The 17,277-nt window shown below is 41.8% G+C and carries 15 protein-coding genes; 6 read left to right on the top strand and 9 right to left on the bottom strand.

The features are described 5' to 3' along the window. Window positions 1-22: 22 nt before the first annotated feature. The 3 genes from FC093_RS01425 to FC093_RS01415 all read right to left on the bottom strand — a co-directional run bounded on the left by FC093_RS01425 (window position 23) and on the right by FC093_RS01415 (window position 4,866). Entirely contained in the window at window positions 23-607 is a 585-nt protein-coding gene (locus FC093_RS01425; RefSeq protein WP_137259950.1) for a Crp/Fnr family transcriptional regulator, read from the bottom strand. An 83-nt stretch (window positions 608-690) separates the two neighbouring features. Continuing rightward, on the bottom strand, window positions 691-1,530 hold the full coding sequence (locus tag FC093_RS01420; RefSeq protein WP_137259949.1) for a 3-keto-disaccharide hydrolase: 840 nt from the start codon (window positions 1,528-1,530) through the stop codon (window positions 691-693). 147 nt (window positions 1,531-1,677) lie between these two features. Further along, window positions 1,678-4,866, bottom strand: a complete 3,189-nt coding sequence (locus tag FC093_RS01415; protein ID WP_137259948.1) for a PAS domain S-box protein — start codon at window positions 4,864-4,866, stop codon at window positions 1,678-1,680. A 283-nt stretch (window positions 4,867-5,149) separates the two neighbouring features. Between FC093_RS01415 and FC093_RS01410 the strand changes: the two genes are divergently transcribed. Further along, a complete protein-coding gene (locus FC093_RS01410) occupies window positions 5,150-6,157 on the top strand; it encodes a polysaccharide deacetylase family protein (protein WP_137259947.1) in 1,008 nt (335 codons plus the stop codon). A 182-nt stretch (window positions 6,158-6,339) separates the two neighbouring features. Here the strand turns inward: FC093_RS01410 and FC093_RS01405 are convergent, their stop codons facing one another. Then, window positions 6,340-7,071, bottom strand: a complete 732-nt coding sequence (locus FC093_RS01405) for a DUF4230 domain-containing protein (protein WP_137259946.1) — start codon at window positions 7,069-7,071, stop codon at window positions 6,340-6,342. A gap of 128 nt (window positions 7,072-7,199) precedes the next feature. Here FC093_RS01405 and FC093_RS01400 point away from each other — a divergent pair, with 128 nt between their 5' ends. Beyond that, window positions 7,200-8,021 carry an SGNH/GDSL hydrolase family protein gene (locus tag FC093_RS01400; RefSeq protein WP_137259945.1) on the top strand — a complete coding sequence of 274 codons (822 nt, stop codon included), beginning with the start codon at window positions 7,200-7,202 and terminating at the stop codon, window positions 8,019-8,021. 3 nt (window positions 8,022-8,024) lie between these two features. Here the strand turns inward: FC093_RS01400 and FC093_RS01395 are convergent, their stop codons facing one another. Further along, window positions 8,025-8,576, bottom strand: a complete 552-nt coding sequence (locus tag FC093_RS01395) for a GNAT family N-acetyltransferase (protein WP_137259944.1) — start codon at window positions 8,574-8,576, stop codon at window positions 8,025-8,027. 240 nt (window positions 8,577-8,816) lie between these two features. Here FC093_RS01395 and FC093_RS01390 point away from each other — a divergent pair, with 240 nt between their 5' ends. Then, window positions 8,817-9,527 (top strand): DUF892 family protein, encoded by a 711-nt coding sequence (locus FC093_RS01390; protein WP_137259943.1) that lies wholly within the window; start codon window positions 8,817-8,819, stop codon window positions 9,525-9,527. 390 nt (window positions 9,528-9,917) lie between these two features. Here FC093_RS01390 and FC093_RS01385 read toward each other — a convergent pair whose 3' ends face one another. Further along, window positions 9,918-10,166 (bottom strand): hypothetical protein, encoded by a 249-nt coding sequence (locus FC093_RS01385; RefSeq protein WP_137259942.1) that lies wholly within the window; start codon window positions 10,164-10,166, stop codon window positions 9,918-9,920. 159 nt (window positions 10,167-10,325) lie between these two features. Then, on the bottom strand, window positions 10,326-10,751 hold the full coding sequence (locus FC093_RS01380) for an iron chaperone (RefSeq protein ID WP_137259941.1): 426 nt from the start codon (window positions 10,749-10,751) through the stop codon (window positions 10,326-10,328). Between the two features lie 217 nt (window positions 10,752-10,968). Between FC093_RS01380 and FC093_RS01375 the strand changes: the two genes are divergently transcribed. From FC093_RS01375 to FC093_RS01365, 3 genes are all read left to right on the top strand, one after another. Continuing rightward, the gene (locus tag FC093_RS01375) at window positions 10,969-12,345 is read left to right on the top strand and encodes a glycosyltransferase (RefSeq protein WP_240743144.1); all 1,377 of its coding nucleotides are present in this window, start codon (window positions 10,969-10,971) and stop codon (window positions 12,343-12,345) included. 165 nt (window positions 12,346-12,510) lie between these two features. Then, entirely contained in the window at window positions 12,511-12,861 is a 351-nt protein-coding gene (locus FC093_RS01370) for a nuclear transport factor 2 family protein (protein ID WP_137259940.1), read from the top strand. A 46-nt stretch (window positions 12,862-12,907) separates the two neighbouring features. Continuing rightward, window positions 12,908-15,067, top strand: coding sequence for a glycoside hydrolase family 3 C-terminal domain-containing protein (locus FC093_RS01365; RefSeq protein ID WP_137259939.1), 2,160 nt, complete (start codon window positions 12,908-12,910; stop codon window positions 15,065-15,067). Between the two features lie 263 nt (window positions 15,068-15,330). On the opposite strand, the gene FC093_RS01360 is transcribed toward FC093_RS01365, so the two are convergent. Both FC093_RS01360 and FC093_RS01355 read right to left on the bottom strand, forming a co-directional pair. Next, a complete protein-coding gene (locus tag FC093_RS01360) occupies window positions 15,331-15,939 on the bottom strand; it encodes a tetratricopeptide repeat protein (RefSeq protein WP_170970958.1) in 609 nt (202 codons plus the stop codon). 205 nt (window positions 15,940-16,144) lie between these two features. Further along, window positions 16,145-17,158, bottom strand: coding sequence for a VWA domain-containing protein (locus FC093_RS01355; RefSeq protein ID WP_137259937.1), 1,014 nt, complete (start codon window positions 17,156-17,158; stop codon window positions 16,145-16,147). Window positions 17,159-17,277: the final 119 nt, after the last annotated feature.

The following is a 17,277-nucleotide window of genomic DNA, read 5'->3' as shown; positions in this document are numbered from 1 at the left end:
TACACCACATTCCGGTGAAAACTTAAACCAGTTTAAGAACGCTTTTCTTCCTGATTTCGCTGAGGTATTCCGGTGTAAACCCTAAAAAAGACGCCAATAAATATTGTGGTATGCGTTGAATAAACTCCGGGAAATGTTCTGCAAAATGATGATATAATTCTTCGCGCGAAAAATCGTATATATACTTCATTCGCATTTGCGAAGCAGCATAAGCTTTTTGATAGATTAACCTGAAATATCTTTCCAGTTGCGGAAACTGCTTTAAAAGCTGTTCCTCCACATGAAAATGCAGTGCCAGCACCTCTGTTTTTTCCACAGCCTGAACAAAAAAGCCCGAAGATTGTTGGTTTTGAAATGCCATATAATCAGTAAGCCACCAGTTTTCAATAGCAAACTGCGTTGTTTGCTCAATACCTTTTTCATTTATAAAAAACAGCCGCAGGCAACCTTTTACTACAAAATAATTAGACTTGCATAATTCACCTTCCCTAAGCAGGTTTTCTTTTTTGGGCAACGTTATGCTTTGAAAAAAAGACAAGATTGTTGGTGCATCCTGTTCGTCAATGGCTACAAATTTTCTGATATGTTGAATTAATACATCGGCCACGTTCTTCGATTCTAATTGTTCAAAATTATTATTGTTATTACCAGGTTTTAAACTAGTGCAAGCAGATGCTCAAAAGATTGATTTTACTTGTACGGTGTAGCCAGTGCTTTGCTCAGTGCAACGGGGTCATCTTTATACTGTTCCAGATTCAACAAAGCTACTTTTCTAAACTGCACGGGTGCGCTTTCTGCCTGCAGGGCAATGTATCCTTCTTTCAAAGGTGTACCCATTTTCTTTACAAAATCCTCATCCAGGTACCGCTTGATATCGTCGCCGGTTTCGCCAATCTTTGGATGCCGGTACTCCAATACTACTTTATCATCTATGAGATGTTGAATGAGCGAATCACCCAGCACAATCATTTCCACTGTTACCCATTGATCTCCGTTATATGTTTTAGAAGTGGAATTAATGCAATGCTGCATATTTACTTTATCATTCATTTCCACATACGTACCGGGTGTGCACAGGTTGGCCGTGGTGCGCTCGCCATCGCCTAAGCCGCCCAGCAACTGACACTCCAGCGATACGGGGAACTCCTGATCTTTGCGCACGCTGGCAGCTGATTGCGAATGTACCATAACGCCGCTGTTGCGCACATCCCACGAAGGTCCACCTTGTATTTGCTTACCCACAAAACGGTACTCTACTACCAGCTTGTAGTAGCTATAAGGTGTTTTGTAGTAGATATGTCCAAACTGGTTGGTAAAGTTGGTGTACTTATCGTAATCAATCTTCATAATGCCATCTTCTACCCGTACGGTGTTGTTGTAATTATCATTTAAATCATAGCCAGTGATCTTAATATCCCAGCCGGTCATGTCTTTGCCATTAAAGAGTTGTATCCAATGGAGCGAATCTTGCTGAGCGGGTAGTTTTGTTTGTGTAAGACATAAAAGCAGCAGTGTAAGGTAATTTTTCATGTGATAATTTTATTACGCCCGTATCATTTTTTTACGCGATAAAGAAGAGGTGAAATTAGGGATAGTTATTTAGTAAATGGAGAATGTTCTATTCTTGTTTTGCAGACCTTATTAAAGCCTGTAAAATTCAGGTATTTATTATACTTTTTACCCCACATACGGCAATGTGAAGTAAAAAACAGAGCCTTTGCCGGGCCAACTTTCTACCCAAATATCCGCGTTATGGCGCCTGATAATTTCTGCCGAAATAAACAGCCCGATTCCTAACCCCTGGAACTTAGTTGCTTTGTCTTCTACCCGGTAAAAGCGTTCGAAAATCTTTTGCTGGTCCGACTTAGGAATACCAATGCCATAATCTCTTACCGCCACTTGCAGGTGGTCTTCGCAATTGGTAATGGCAACTTCTACACGATCGGCTTCGGGTGAGTATTTAATGGCATTGGAAAGCAGGTTGGTGAGCACCTGCTGCAAACGCTCTTTATCTCCATTAATAAGGTATGCTGCTGTTCCTTTTGAATAAATACGCTGTTTGGGTTTTGTATGCTGTATTAACTCAATAGTGTCTGCCATCATCTCATTGAAGTTGAAAGGCGCAAAGGACATTTGCAATTTGCCATGTTGAATTTTTGTTATATCCAGCAGTTCAGAAATCAGGTTATTAAGCCTGTCAATAAACAGGTTTGTTTTTTTTACGTACATCAGGGCTTCTGCATTGCGTTCTTTCTTCAGGAGCATCTGCAGCATTTGTGCATATGCTTTTGCACTGGTGAGTGGTGTTTTTAATTCATGGCTTGCAATACCAATAAATTCATCTTTCTTTTCATCCATCAGCTTCTGGTCATGAATATTAGTGAGGGTAATAATCCACATATCAAATAGCTCTTCCTGCGCTCTCACAATGGGCTTTGCAATGGCAAGATGCCACAGATATTCTCCGTCCGACCTTCTGAAGCGGAATTCCATCTGCAGGTCTTGCTTTGTTTCCAGGCATTTCATCCAGATGGTAAGCAGTTTCTTTTTATCAGCCGGATGAACAGCATCTATCCATTTTTCATGTTGCACTTCCTCAAAGGTTAAGCCCAAATAGTCCATAAGGTGCTGATTGGCATAATCCAGTGTACCATCACTCGCTGTAGTAGCCACTATATGTGGCATAGCTTCTATCAGATAGCGTGTGCGGTTCTTTGCCAGTTGCTCGCGGGCATCCTGCAATTTTTTGTTAGACAACTGTAACTCGTTATTTTTAAGCTCCAGTTGCTCTGCATAACTGCGAAGGTTATCTTCTGCTATTTTTCGCTCGGTAAGGTCTTTAGCCACCTTTGAAAAACCTACTATTTCCCCACTTTCATCGTGCAGGGCAGTGACCACTACGTTAGCCCAAAATACCGACCCATCTTTTCGCATTTGCCAGCCCTCGTGCGTAGCTCTTCCTTCGTTTATCGCTTGCCGGATTAGTTGCTGCGGAAGCTGTGCATCCCTGTCTGCCTGCGTATAAAACATGCCGAAATTTTTACCCATTACTTCATTGGCCGTATAACCTTTTATTTTCTCTGCACCGGCACTCCAGCTTTCTATATTACCTTCTTCATCCAATAAGATAATGGAATAATCCTGCACTTCGTTAATCATGCGGTAGTGGCGCTCTTCGTTTCGTTGCAGCTCTTTATAACTTTCCTGAAGCCGTTCAGTAGTGGTTACCAGTTCTGTTATAATTCTTGTAATACATAAAATGCCTGAGATCTCCTGTTCCGTATTACGCAAGGGTATCAAAAATATTTCTCCATAGCCGCTATCTACTGTAAACTTTAGTTTAGGATAATACACTAACTCTCCTCCTAAAGCACGCTGTAAATTGTTTTTCCAGCCTTCGTAGTTGTATTGTGGAAATAGCTCAAAAAAACCTTTACCAATTGCTTCCTCTTTGCTAAGATTGTTGTGTTCTTCTGCTTTTCTATTCCATGTTACAATGCGCAATTCTTTATCAAGCACTACCAGTATATCGGGGCTGTGTTCTATCAGCATATCGGCAAAAGCATACTCTTCTTCCAGCGCAAGGCGAAGCTTATATTCTTCTGTTACATCGAGGCTTATATTCAGGATATGCTCTACTTTATTATCACTGTTGCGGTCAAATACAGTTCCAAACGTATGAAACCAGCGGTACTCCCCGTCTTGGTGTTTCATCCGGTAATGAAACTCTGTAATCATCTCTTTGTCCGGTTGTTCTGCCACGGCATTGGCAGCCTGCAAAGCCAGTGCATTCTTTTCGGCCATCACCAGCAGATCATCAGGATGTACCAGCCGCATAAAGAAGGTAACCCCTTCGTCCATTATCTGCTGCGGGTCGTAGCCGAGCAGCGTTTCTATAGCTTCGTTTATAAAAATATATTTACCGGTATTAACGTTGTATGCTGCAATGATAGAAGGGGTAAGTTTTGTTATTTTATGAATAAAGCTTTGGTTTTCTATCAGTAATTTCTCTACCGATTTTTGAGTTGTTACATCCTGCAATGTGCCCAGTAATATGGGTTTTCTATCATTCTCTTTTAATACTTCACCCACTGCATGGAGTACCTTTTCTCTGTTATCATCCGTTATAATACGGTAATGAAAATTAAAAGGCGCACCGCTGCTCAATGATTGCATTATATGCTCCTGCACCATCCCATTATCTTCCGGGTGGTTATATGCGGCCACTTTTTCGTACGTTATTTCTTCACTTAAGTCAAATTCATATATTCTGTACAGTTCATCTGTCCATTCCAGCTTATCAGATGCAGCATCCCACCGCCAGTTGCCTATATGTGCCAGTTTTTCTGCCCGCTTATAATAACTCTCATTTTGCCTGGCAAGGTGCAGTTGCCGGTTAATTTCTTCCTGCTGAATATCTGTATAACAGGCAAACATCAGCAATTCTGTTTTAGAAGTGTATGCGTCAAATTCTTCTACAATGGCAACAATGGTTGCCGCATCTTTTGTATAATCGGTAATATATTTAAGAAAAACTTTTTTGCGTATGAGAATAGTCAGGCTGATGTCTTTTGTTACTATCTGGTTTTTGGTAAGTGAAGGCAACTGGTTTTGCTTCCAGTTATTAATAGAGGTTTGAATAAATTTGTCGAGCCTGTTTTCAATAATGTGCATTAAATAATTCCTCATGGCAGGTTTGCTCAGCTCCTTTAGCTCCTCCCTGCCCAGGTGTTTAAAATATTCCAGCAGTGGCAGTTGCAACTCATAAGACAATCGTATTTGCTCATCCACCAGTAGCTCAAATTTGTTATCCAGCAAATATGCTGCATACGCCGGAAGAAATGTAAACTCGAGTTTCTCAAACATAGTTGCCGCCGTTTTTTCTATATAGATTTTTTTATTGGGCTATTTATTGTGTTGTAAGCGGGTATGAAGTTATAGAATTCTGACTTGATTGATGGTGGGTGGTGGTTTTTTGTAGATGCAGCGCGTTAGCAAGCTGATGATAAGGCAACAGAATAGCTGTTTATTGTAAAACAGACGCTTGTGTATAGCCGGTATACGCGGGGGCTTGATTCAGCTTGGCAACAGAATAGAAAATTCCCACCAACAAATTTCTCCCTACATTCACTCTTAAAAAACTACTGCCATGTATTCGCAAAAAGCCATTCTCTTTTTTCTATGTTTTATCATAACAATTACCGTAGTTGCCCAAACCACCGATACCACTTATGCTGAACGCCTGGGCTTTCCAAAAGGTTCAAAAGTGATCATTCTGCACATAGATGATGCTGGCATGAGCTGGGACTCCAACGAAGGTGTGATGACTGCCCTTACCAAAGGTGCCGCCAATTCTACCTCTGTGATGATGCCTTGCCCGTGGGTGCCTGCCTTTGTGCATTACTTAAAAGAACACCCGCAAACCGATGCCGGCTTGCACCTTACACTCACTTCGGAGTGGAAAGCGTATCGCTGGGGACCGCTTGCAGGCAAACCTGCAGTGCCGGGTCTTACCGATACAGAAGGCGACCTCTGGCCATCGGTGCGGGATGTAGTGCAACATGCCAGCCCCGGGGAAGTGTACACCGAAATAAAAGCGCAGCTTGACCGTGCCCTTACCATAGGTTTTAGTCCTACTCATTTAGACAGTCACATGGGTACTTTATTTGGCTCGCCAGCCTTCTTACAGCAATACATACGGCTGGGAGTGGAAAACCGCATACCCGTAATGCTGCCCGGCGGTAATGATAAACTGATACAGGATGAAATGCACGCACCGGATACCTTAGTGCAAGGGCTACGGCAGTTGGGAAAAATATTGTGGGATGCGGGCTTGCCGGTGCTGGACGACCTGCACAATTATAGCTACGACTGGAAAGTGCCGGATGCTATAAAGAATGATGACAGCAAGCTGCAGGCGTGGAGAACGGGGAAATATATCGAATCTTTTAAAATGCTGCAGCCCGGTGTTACGATGGTTATTATGCACTGCACGGCTCCTTCCGAAGTATTTCAGTACATTTCCGATTCTGGCCCACTACGTAAAGCCGATATGCTGGCAATGGTTGATCCTGTTTTTAAAAAAGCATTAAACGACCAGCATATTATTCTCACTACCTGGCGTGAGCTGATGGAGCGGCGGCGGCAGGTGAAGTAAGATGCCTTCATTGTGAGCGCAGCGAAGCAATCTGTGAGTAGCTGTACATCAATACAGATGGCTCTCTTTTGGAAAACATTCACCCGTCAGATTCATTAACCTGATAGGTGGTACACTCAGATAGTTACCTTGATTATACCACCATCCACAGATTGCTTCCCTCTACTCGCAATGACGATCATTTACTTATTGGCAGTAATCACTTTGGCTTCGCTTTCGGTAATTTTATAAATATTTTCCAACTGCCAGTTTTTAGATTGTACCACCTCCAGCAGTAGTGTACGCATTTGATCGGCTGCTATCCTTGGCAAATGGCTTTTCATGGCGGCCACCTCTACCTGTTTTTTACCATTCGTTTGTATGCGGCCAAGGTCTTCGCGGTTGAGCAGATTGAAAATATTTTCATCAAAATTGTAGTATTTATAATCTGGTTCTATACTCAGTATCTCGGGTTCGGGAAAAGAAAGAAGCTTTACTTTTTGGTTTTGTTCATCAATTTCCCACGCACATTTTTGAAAATCATATCCTACCAGCACCTTGGCTTCTATAATAACGAGTGCGCGCCGGGTGGATGGGATAAAACCAAATAATTTTTTTGTGTCTTCAAACGTATATATCTCATTGAAATGACCTTCGGCAAACACAATTTTAAACACCCGGCGCATACTTTCTACTACTGTATGCGAGCTTTCTTTTCCTACTTCTGCTTTACGGTTGCGGCGGGTAAATTTGTTGATGTAAAACATGATAAAAAACATAATTACAGCACCCAGTATCAACCCCAGCACCAGCAGTCCGGTGATACCGGAAACGGCAGACTGGCTGGGAGGTGCTACACAACCCGGTTGTATAGACAGCAGCAAAATTCCACCAACTATACCAACATATTTTACAGAGGCATTCATTGGCAGCATTGAATAAAGTATTAATTATGAATATAACTTACAAATTCCATGCTCATACATAATTAATCATGCTTTACAATGGAGCGCTTTATCTTTATGCGGCTATTAAATACGGTCATTACTTATTTCACCCAGGTATGAATAAACTGCTAATCCTTATTGCTGTAAGCCTGTTTTTTTCTTTTGCCCCAAAAGAAAAAACTTGGGTTGCCATCGGCGATTCCATCACCTATTTAAACGATCATCTTGCCGAAACAGGCAACCGTGTAACTAAAGGATACATGACACGTGTAACCGAGCAATTGCCACGCTTGCATTACATCAACCAGGGCCATAATGGCTGGACAGCCGGTGGTATTGCAGACAGCATTCATACTTTAGGAATCACCAAAGCCAATATTTATTCCGTTTTTCTTGGCACCAACGACTGGTGGGCAGGCAGGCCACTGGGCACATTTGACGATTACAAAAACAACACTGGCAATGGCACCGTGTATGGCTCCTTTCGTATTATTATCAACAAGCTGCATGCACTTAATAAAGATGCAAAGCTGATACTGATAACGCCCATGCAGCGAACCGATTTTATATATATCGCCAATTATAAAAACAATGCCTATGGTTGTTATAAAGAAAAAAACGGACAAAGCCTTGCACAGTTTGCCGCAGCCGTAGATGCGATAGGTAAGTATGAGCATGCAGCAGTAATAGACTTGTACAATAAAAGCGGCATGACATTGCCCAACTTAGTAAAGTACAAGCGACTGAAAGATCCGCAAACGGGCAATTATACAAACTACGCTTATCCCGCTTATATTGGTGTACCCTTCAACCCCGAAACGGACGAATATCCCTATCCTGTAGATGCGATTGATATGACGTATGACGGGCTGCATCCATCCGATAAAGGTTATCAGATTATTGCAGATATGCTGGTAGCGGTGATGAAGAGGTATTAATTGCTATTGGCTAATAGCTTTTTTTGCCAGCACTTTCTCCATTATCATAAATTCCAGCGGTTGCAGATGTTTGCCGGTGAGGTCGTCTTCTTTAAAGAATTTTCTTTCGCCGGTATCCTGATAGCCATGCCGCTGATACCATTGAATGAGTTCGGTACGAACGGAAATAACAGACAAGTAAATAGCAATGCAATGTAAATGCTGTGCGTGTTCTTCGGCTGCCTGCAACAATTGTTTTCCAATACCGCCGCCCTGTAGCTCTGGTGCTACGCTAAACATGCCCAAATACAATTTATTTTGGTGCTGTTGCAGGTTTACACAACCAATAAGCTGTTGCTGTTCGTTGGTGTATTTCAAAAAAACACTCCCAGCCTGTTCCATTACCTGTTTTGTATTGGCTTCATCAGTGCGCGTATCACCGGCTATCAGGTGCGCTTCGGTAGTCCAGCCTTGTTTTGATGTCTCACCACGATAAGCATGATTGAGTAACAATGTAATAGCAGGAATATCGTCCATTGTAGCAACAGCAATATGCAGATTGGAAAAAGCAGGCATAATAATAGCGAAAATAGGGTAATGAGGTTAGCAAGCAAGTGCCTTACAACTTTTGTACAGAAAAGTTCTTAAACATACATAAAGCGATTGTTTGTTTCTCGGGTAAAGCTTATTTTTAAAGAATAAAAAATGTTATAAATACAAGATATATGCTACAATAACAAAGCGCACTGTATCTTACTTCACACACTATAGTACTCTGTCATCGGCATCCATTTTTAACTCTTATAACTCATTTATATGCACCTAATTGAAGGACTTGAAGATTTGTTTACGTACTACATTAAAAACCTGTATGCTGCCGAAAAGCAGATAGCCGCCGCTATGCCGGCTATTGTAGAAAAGGCACAGCATCAAAGCCTTAAAAATGCACTACAGCACCATCTTACCATCAGCAAAAAACATTGCAGCCGCCTACAAAAAATAATTGCGCTGCTTAATGAAAATACAAGCGATACAGCCGGAGAAAATGAACAGGAAACAAACATACACGAAAGTGCTGTAAGCAGTGGAATAGCAGGACTAATAAATGAGGCGAATGACCTGCTGCATCAAGACATTAATAAAACGGTAAACGATGCTGCCATTATTGGTTGTGTGCAAAAGATAGAGCACTACGAGATATGCACTTACGGAACTGCACTTGCTTACGCCATGCAACTGCATCTTCACAAAACTGCGGAGTTGCTGCGCGAAACACTGGATGAAGAATACGATGTGGATGATTTATTGACTGCTTTGGCAACGGCTGCACTTAACAAAGAAGGCATACCCGAAGGCTGGGATGTAGATAGCATAAAATCGTCTGAAAATGAAGAAGCCGGTAGTACAGGCGTACCGGAAAATGCCCATACGGGAGCCATCATTACCGAAAGAACAATACTTTCGCCTGGTGGCAGGGCAGGCCTTTCACACCGCCGCTATCCTTCCGGTGAATCGAGAGGACATTAACAAGCAGCTTTTGTTTCGTTACCGCCAAACAACCAGCCGTGTTGCAAAAGATAATTGATATTTTTTGCAGGTAAATCGCTCAATAATAAATTATTAGCACAATACTTGTCTTACCTACCCTGTTATCATCATCTTATACTTATTCAAAAAAACCAATTATATGCGTGACTGGCTAAGAACTCTACTTGCAGGCTATGGCGCTTATCGCTGGGGCGGCGGTTGCCTGGGAACTATTATTGTATTTTGTATCATTTACTGGGCGTTGGGCTATTGCTGATTTAGATAACAATCAGCTCCTTTTATTGAAGTTAATTTATAATGCGTTACAGCGGCAAAAGTGCATTTATGTTGCTGCTATAGTACTGTGTGCCTGTATGATACTCCTTTTCTTTAAGCGTGTAAAAACACCATAAGGTGTTTTTCTCTTTTTATGTTACAAACTTTATTACTGCTATGAGTACCCGGTTGCTCATTTGTCGCACCAACCAATGTATCGGTACGAAGCATCTGATATGATGTGCCGACAATAGTATCGCCATTGAGTGTATTGATGTTTAACAATAGTTGCGCTTTTGTGGAAAGGCCTGTACAAAGCAGTATAAAAGCAAGCAGCGGCCTCTTAGTTTGGCATTTTTCCATTGCAACTCTTTTACAGAGATATTGTTGCAGCTTAAATTATACGAAAAAGTACTAAGAATGGTTTGTTATTTTATCCTATACCGGTTTCAAATAGATGGCATAATATGCGCTTAGCTCAACGCATGCAGCTTGTATGAGTTAACCTAATTAAAACCGCACTTACTTACTCATCGACTCACTATTTCGTTTGCTCTTTACTTTTTTAGCCTTCTCTTTCACCTCCGCTCTTTCCAGATTTTCCTTTACCCGGTACTTTACTATTTTGCTGATCAAGCTTAATGGCAATGGCTTATCAACAGGAAATTGCACTGCACCTTTGGAGCTTTTGTACGCGGATACTTCTTCTTTAAAAGCTATGATGCCTGATGGCGACGGGTAAAAGCCAATATGGTTTTTGTAAGCAGCAAAATGCACAAGATTACCTTTTAAATAAAAAGTAGGTATGCCGTAATTGATTATTTCCACCGCATCGGGCGCTGCTTTGCGGATAGTCATCCTCATTACTTCCAGCATTTGCTGAATATTTTCGGGAAAGCTGATGATATACGCATCAATAGTGCCGGGCGTTACCGGGTTCGTTTTCATATAGTGTGTTTTGTTTGAAGTAAGTATAGCTATATAAAAATAAACATTTAAAGTATGTACCTGTATTTTATTAGGCGCGGCTCCCTTATTACCGTAAAACATGCTTTCCTGCTCCGTTCATCCTTCATAATTATCAATTGATGCAAAACCGCATTGACACTGTTTTTCGTACCTGTTACTTTCGTATTCGTTAGCAAAAACATTCAACCTTAAACCCATGCATTCAACCCAAACCCTTACAACTATGTATCAGTCGCCTGCACCCGGCACCAAAATTTTATTTGCTTGTTTTCCGGCAGATGGACATTTTAATCCACTAACCGGTTTAGCCAAACACCTCATTGCTATTGGCTGCGATGTACGCTGGTATGCCAGCAAATATTTTGCTGCAAGGCTTGATAAGCTCAACATTCCCTATTACCTTTTTGATAAAGCAAAGGAAGTGGACATTACCAGGATAGATGAGGTTTTTCCTGAAAGAAAAAGGATAAAAAATAAAGTGACCAAGCTGAACTTCGATATGATTAATTGCTTTATCAACCGTGCTCCGGAATATTACGAAGACATCAAATCAATACATGATAAGGAGTTTAGTTTTGATATTATAGTGGCAGATAATTGCTTTACCGGCATCCCGTTTATTAAGGATAAAATGAATATTCCGGTGATTTCGGTAGGTGTTGTTCCGCTGTGCCAGACTTCCAGGGAAGTAGCGCCATCCGGCTTAGGTTTAACGCCGGCTATAACATTCACCGGCAAAATAAAACAGCGATTGTTGCACTTTCTGGCAGATCATGTTTTGTTTGCCAAAGCAAATAAGTGCATGCACGAAACATTTGCAAAGCATAACGTGAGCAGCGAGAACCAGGGCGTGTTTGATGTAATTATTAAAAAATCAACCCTGCTGTTGCAGATAGGCACACCCGGCTTTGAATACAAGCGTAAAAATCTGGCACCTAATATCCGCTTTGTTGGACCATTATTACCCTATATCAAACACAAAACAACACATTGGTATAACAAAAAAGTAGAGCAATACAATAAAGTAATTCTTGTAACGCAAGGCACAGTGGAGAAAGACATCAATAAGCTGATAAAGCCTGCACTCGAGGCATTTAAACAAACAAATGCTTTATTGATTGTTACAACAGGGGGCTCGCATACCGAAGAACTAAGAAAACAATATCCGTACGATAACATCATCATCGAAGATTTTATTCCCTTTAGCGATGTGATGCCTTATGCCAATGTGTACATTACCAATGGTGGCTATGGCGGTGTGTTGCTGTCTATCACCAACAGGTTGCCACTCGTAGTAGCCGGCGTGCACGAAGGCAAAAATGAGATTAATGCGCGGGTTGGTTACTTTAATCTGGGTATCAATCTGCATACTGAAACGCCATCTGTACTACAGCTAAGAAAAGCGGTGCAGGAAGTATTGGATAATGATGCATATAAAAATAACATTGAACATCTCTGCAAAGAATTTAGCGAATACAAACCATTGCAATTAGGTGCGCATTACGTTGCGGAGGCATTGGAAAATAAGTATAAAAATGTTGTAAAAAAACTGCAAGAGGCAGCATTGATTTAAAGTAGATCAGACGGAATGCAGGAAGGCTTTACCTTGCTGCATGCTGCCTTAATAAAAACTAATTTATCCCACTCACTTACATACTTACAACCTATATACATGCAAAAAGCTGCTTCTTATAAGAGCAGCTTTTTTGATTACTATCTTTAGGTAAATATATTCCAAATGAGGCCCACTGTCGAAACGCTTATCAAACAAGCCTACACTGCTTTTAACAACAGAGATATAGATGCTGTTTTGATGTTAATGACACCTGATGTGCATTGGCCAAACGGCTGGGAAGGCGGATATGTAGAAGGGCATGATGATGTAAGGGCTTACTGGACGAGACAATGGAAGGAACTTGACCCATACGTGCAACCTATATCCATACACCAGAGAGAAGATGAAAAAATAGTAGTAAATGTACGCCAGCAAGTAAAAGATAAGCATGGAAAACCACTGTTTAATGGAATGGTAAAACATATTTATACCATCGAAAGTGGCTTGATCAAAAGCATGGAGATTGAGTACTGATTTTCATTTAATTTGCCCTGTAATCATATATCCTATTTTCACACCTATGAATTACCTGATCAAACAAGTTATTACTGCTGTTTTGTTATTGCTGAGTATAACTTTCTCCAGCGCACAAACCACACCGCTGTACCACGATGCTAACGCACCAGAAGATGCCCGCGTAAATGATTTATTGCATACCCTTACACTGAAAGAAAAAATAGACATGCTGGGGTATGTAAGTCCTGGTGTACAGCGCCTGGATATACCCGCTTACAACTGGTGGAATGAAGGTTTGCACGGCGTGGCACGTGCCGGCGAAGCAACAGTGTTTCCACAGGCAATAGGTATGGCAGCTTCATTCAACGATTCTTTACTGCACGATGTGGCGGCAGCAATTTCCACCGAAGCAAGAGCCAAATACAACTTATCGGTTGCTATGAACCGGCGTTTATGGTATATGGGCTTAACTTTCTGGTCGCCCAACATTAATATCTTTCGCGATCCACGCTGGGGACGTGGCCAGGAAACCTACGGCGAAGATCCGTTCCTTACTGCTACCATGGGCACGGCTTATGTAACCGGTATGCAAGGCAGCGATCCAACCTATTTAAAAGTAGCTGCTTGTGCCAAGCATTTTGCTGTGCATAGCGGTCCCGAAGCAGACCGCCATAGTTTTAATGCTATAATAGATGAAAAGGATTTAAGAGAAACGTATTTGTATGCCTTTCATAAGCTGGTGAATGCTGGGGTAGCTTCGGTGATGTGTGCTTACAACCGCGTGAATGGCGAACCTTGCTGTATCAGCGAAACCTTGCTGCAAACCATCCTGCAAAAAGAATGGAACTACAAAGGGCAATTGGTAACTGATTGCGGTGCCCTGAATGATATAATAGACGGGCACAAAATGTTTGATAATAAAGCAGCATTGGCCGCAGCAGCTATTAAAGCCGGCATCAACCTGGAATGTGGCTCTATTTTGCAAAGCGATGTACAAGCTGCTTTGGATAAAAAACTGCTTACCGAAGGAGATGTAAACAATGCTTTGCGTGGCAACCTGCGCACACAAATGAAACTGGGCTTTTACGATAGTGCGGCTACCAATCCCTATAGCAGTTATGGCGCTGATAGTGTAAACAATAATTACCACAGAAAACTGGCACTGCAAATGGCAGAAGAAAGTATGGTATTATTAAAGAATGATGGCATACTGCCGTTGCAAAAAGATAATTATGCATCCATTATGGTGGCAGGTGCTAATGCAGCTTCCAGCGAAGTGCTGTTTGGTAATTATCATGGTGTAAACAACAATATGCACACGTTTGTAGAAGGCATTGCCAAAGCCGCCGGGCCGGCCACTGCCGTGAACTACGACCAGGGAAGTGACTATACCGATACTGCGCGTTTTGGTGGCATTTGGGCGGCAGGCAACAGCGATATAACAATTGCAGTTATTGGCTTAACACCGGTACTGGAAGGTGAGGAAGGAGATGCCTTTTTATCGCTTTCCGGTGGTGATAAAGCCACGCTTTCTTTGCCTAAGCCGCATATTTTGTTTTTGCAAAAATTAAGAGCCGCTACCAAAAAACCCATTGTTGCCGTAGTAACTGCCGGCAGCGATGTGGACATAGCTGCTATAGCGCCATATGCCGATGCAGTTATACTCGCGTGGTATCCCGGCGAAGAAGGTGGCACCGCACTCGCTAATATTCTGTTTGGCAATGTATCGCCTTCGGGCAGGCTGCCGGTTACTTTTTATAAATCATTGAGCGATTTGCCCGACTATAAAGATTACAATATGCAGGGCAGAACGTATCGCTATTTTACTAAGCCGGTGCAGTATCCGTTTGGCTATGGCTTAAGCTATACTTCATTTGATTATACCTGGAAGCAACAGCCACTGGCTGCTTATACTTTAAAAGATACAATCCGGTTTGCTGTACAAGTGCGCAATACCGGCGCTATGGATGGCAACGAAGTAGTACAGGCATACATAGCCTATCCCAATAGCAAGGACATGCCGGTGAAAGAATTAAAGGCACTTAAAAAAGTGGCTGTTAGTAAAAACGGCACTACCAATGTAACACTCCACATACCTATGAGCGAATTGCAAAAATGGGACGCACAACAACATGGCTGGAAGTTGTATAAAGGCACTTACACTATTGCTATTGCAAAGAATGCCAATGAGTACATTTTACAAAAAACATTCACGGTGAAGTAATGGTTGTAGCCACGAAGTTGCTAAAGCACAAAGATTATTTTTGAAGATAGTATAAGAAAACACCTGGCAGTGTTTTTCTTTTTTATAGGGGCGGGCTGTAGTGCAAGAATTAGGCTTTATGCGGGTACTTTTTTTGAACCACAGCGGCACAAGCGTACACAGAGGAACACAGCGCTTCTTCCATCAGTTTTATCAGTAAGGCATATCAGGCAAAATCACAACTATTTCCTCATCAGGAACATCGGGCGATCCAAAGAAAAAACTTACCAGTCTTTCTCCTGCTGTTGTGTGCTGGCTTTTTGTTGTTGCAGTTGTTTTTGTATTTCCTTCTCCTGATTGCGCAGCTCCTGAAATTTTTGTTCCATCATTCGCTTATCCATCATCTTTTGCTGCTTTTGTTTTTGTTGCTGCTGTTGTTGTGTGTTATTTTGTTTTTGATTTTGCTGCTGCTGTTGTTGCTGCTGTTTTTTTTGTTCGTTCAATGCTTTTTGCAGGTTTTCACGCGCATCATTATCCTCTGGTGTAAGGCGCAGCGACTGCTTCAATGCATTGATGGCAGACTGCAACTTCTTTTGCTGCAACATGGCCAATGCTTTGTTGTAGTATGCCTTCGAGCGCAGGTCGTCATCTGTAGCATTATTGATAGCTTCATCATAACTTTTAGCAGCATCTTCGGAGTTCATTGTTTTTTGCAAGGCATTACCCATATTAAACCATGCAGTCGTATTTTTTTTATCGGTCTCCAATGCCCTGGAATAATCTTTTATAGCTGCATTATAATTACCATTTTTATATGCTTCATTGCCTTGCTGTATGATTTTATTATTTTGCTGAGCAAAAGAAGAAGAGAAGCTGCAAACTATAAGCAGCAAACTACAACCGGTGAGCTTCGGGCTACGAGCTTTGAGTAGTGAGCGTAAGATATGAAGTTGCAGGACTGTTGCTAATGTTTTATAGCTTACAACTCGCCCCCTATTGCTTGCAGCTTGCAACTTGCAGCTTACAGTTTTTTCCTCACTGCTCCCGGCACACAACTCAAAGCTCAAGGCTTGCCGCTTGTGGCTTGCAACTTTACTTTCATTTGTTTCCATATACCAACTGCTTCTTTGTTTCAGGAATAAAAACTTCTGCAATTAAAATAACAATCATCAAAGCTATAAAATACGGGAAAAACGAAGTGTACTGCCGCGCACCGCCGTTGCCTTCGAGTTGTTTTTTATCCATGCTGTTAAGCTGTGCAGCTACCGCACCGGCTGTTGTAAGTGAATTGTCTAAATGATAATAAACGCCGCCGGTCTTTTCAGCAATCATTTTCAATTCTGCTTCATTAAGTTTAGAAATCACCGTTTGCCCGTTGATGTCGGTTTTATATACATTGCCCGCTTCAATAATGGGTGAACCGGCAGCCGTGCCAATACCAATGGGATAAACCATCACGCCATTATCGTACAAGTCCTGCAATATGTCTTTCGTTTTTGGATCGTGGTCTTCACCATCCGAAATCAAAACCACTGCCTTGTATTTTTTTTCCTTTGTATCCAGTGAGTTTTGACACAATTGCAAGGCACTGCTAATATCTGTTCCCTGCACCGCTACCGCATCGGCAGAGGCATTGCTGAGGTATAGTTTAGATGCAGTAATATCCGATGTTAATGGCATTTGTAAGTAAGCCTGGCCGGCAAATAATACCAGCCCAATGCGGTTGTTATCTATCTGATCTATCAGCATGTTTACGCATTGCTTTGCTTTTTCAAGCCTTGATGGTTTTACATCTTCGCTTAGCATACTTTTACTTACATCCAATGCAATCATTACATCTATGCCGCCGCGTTTTTCGTTGCTGCTGCCGGCTTTTGGCTTGCGCAGATTTGCCATTGCCAAAATGCCCAATGCGAGTGTAATGGCAACCAGTACAAATTTGATGTTGTATAAGCGTGGAGAATAATTAGCCGTGAGGGCATCAATCAATTGCTCGTCGCCGAGTGCCTTGCGCGTATTACGCTTCCAGCGCAACACGCCTGCAAACAGCAATGCCAATGGTATTAATACCAGCAGCCCAAGTAAAAATGTCGTGTATTCAAATGTCAGCATCTGTTCAAAAATAAAGCAGTAACAATTGAACTATGCAAAGTTACCGCCAGCTTATACAATTTTCACGTTCTGTTTAGCAAATTGCCATCATTATAAGCAGAGCGGAGCCATCTGCGCTA

The organism is Ilyomonas limi (genome assembly GCF_005233845.1).
In the GTDB taxonomy this organism is placed as follows: Bacteria; Bacteroidota; Bacteroidia; order Chitinophagales; family Chitinophagaceae; genus Ilyomonas; species Ilyomonas limi.
This window is presented reverse-complemented; position numbering and strand designations above follow the sequence as displayed.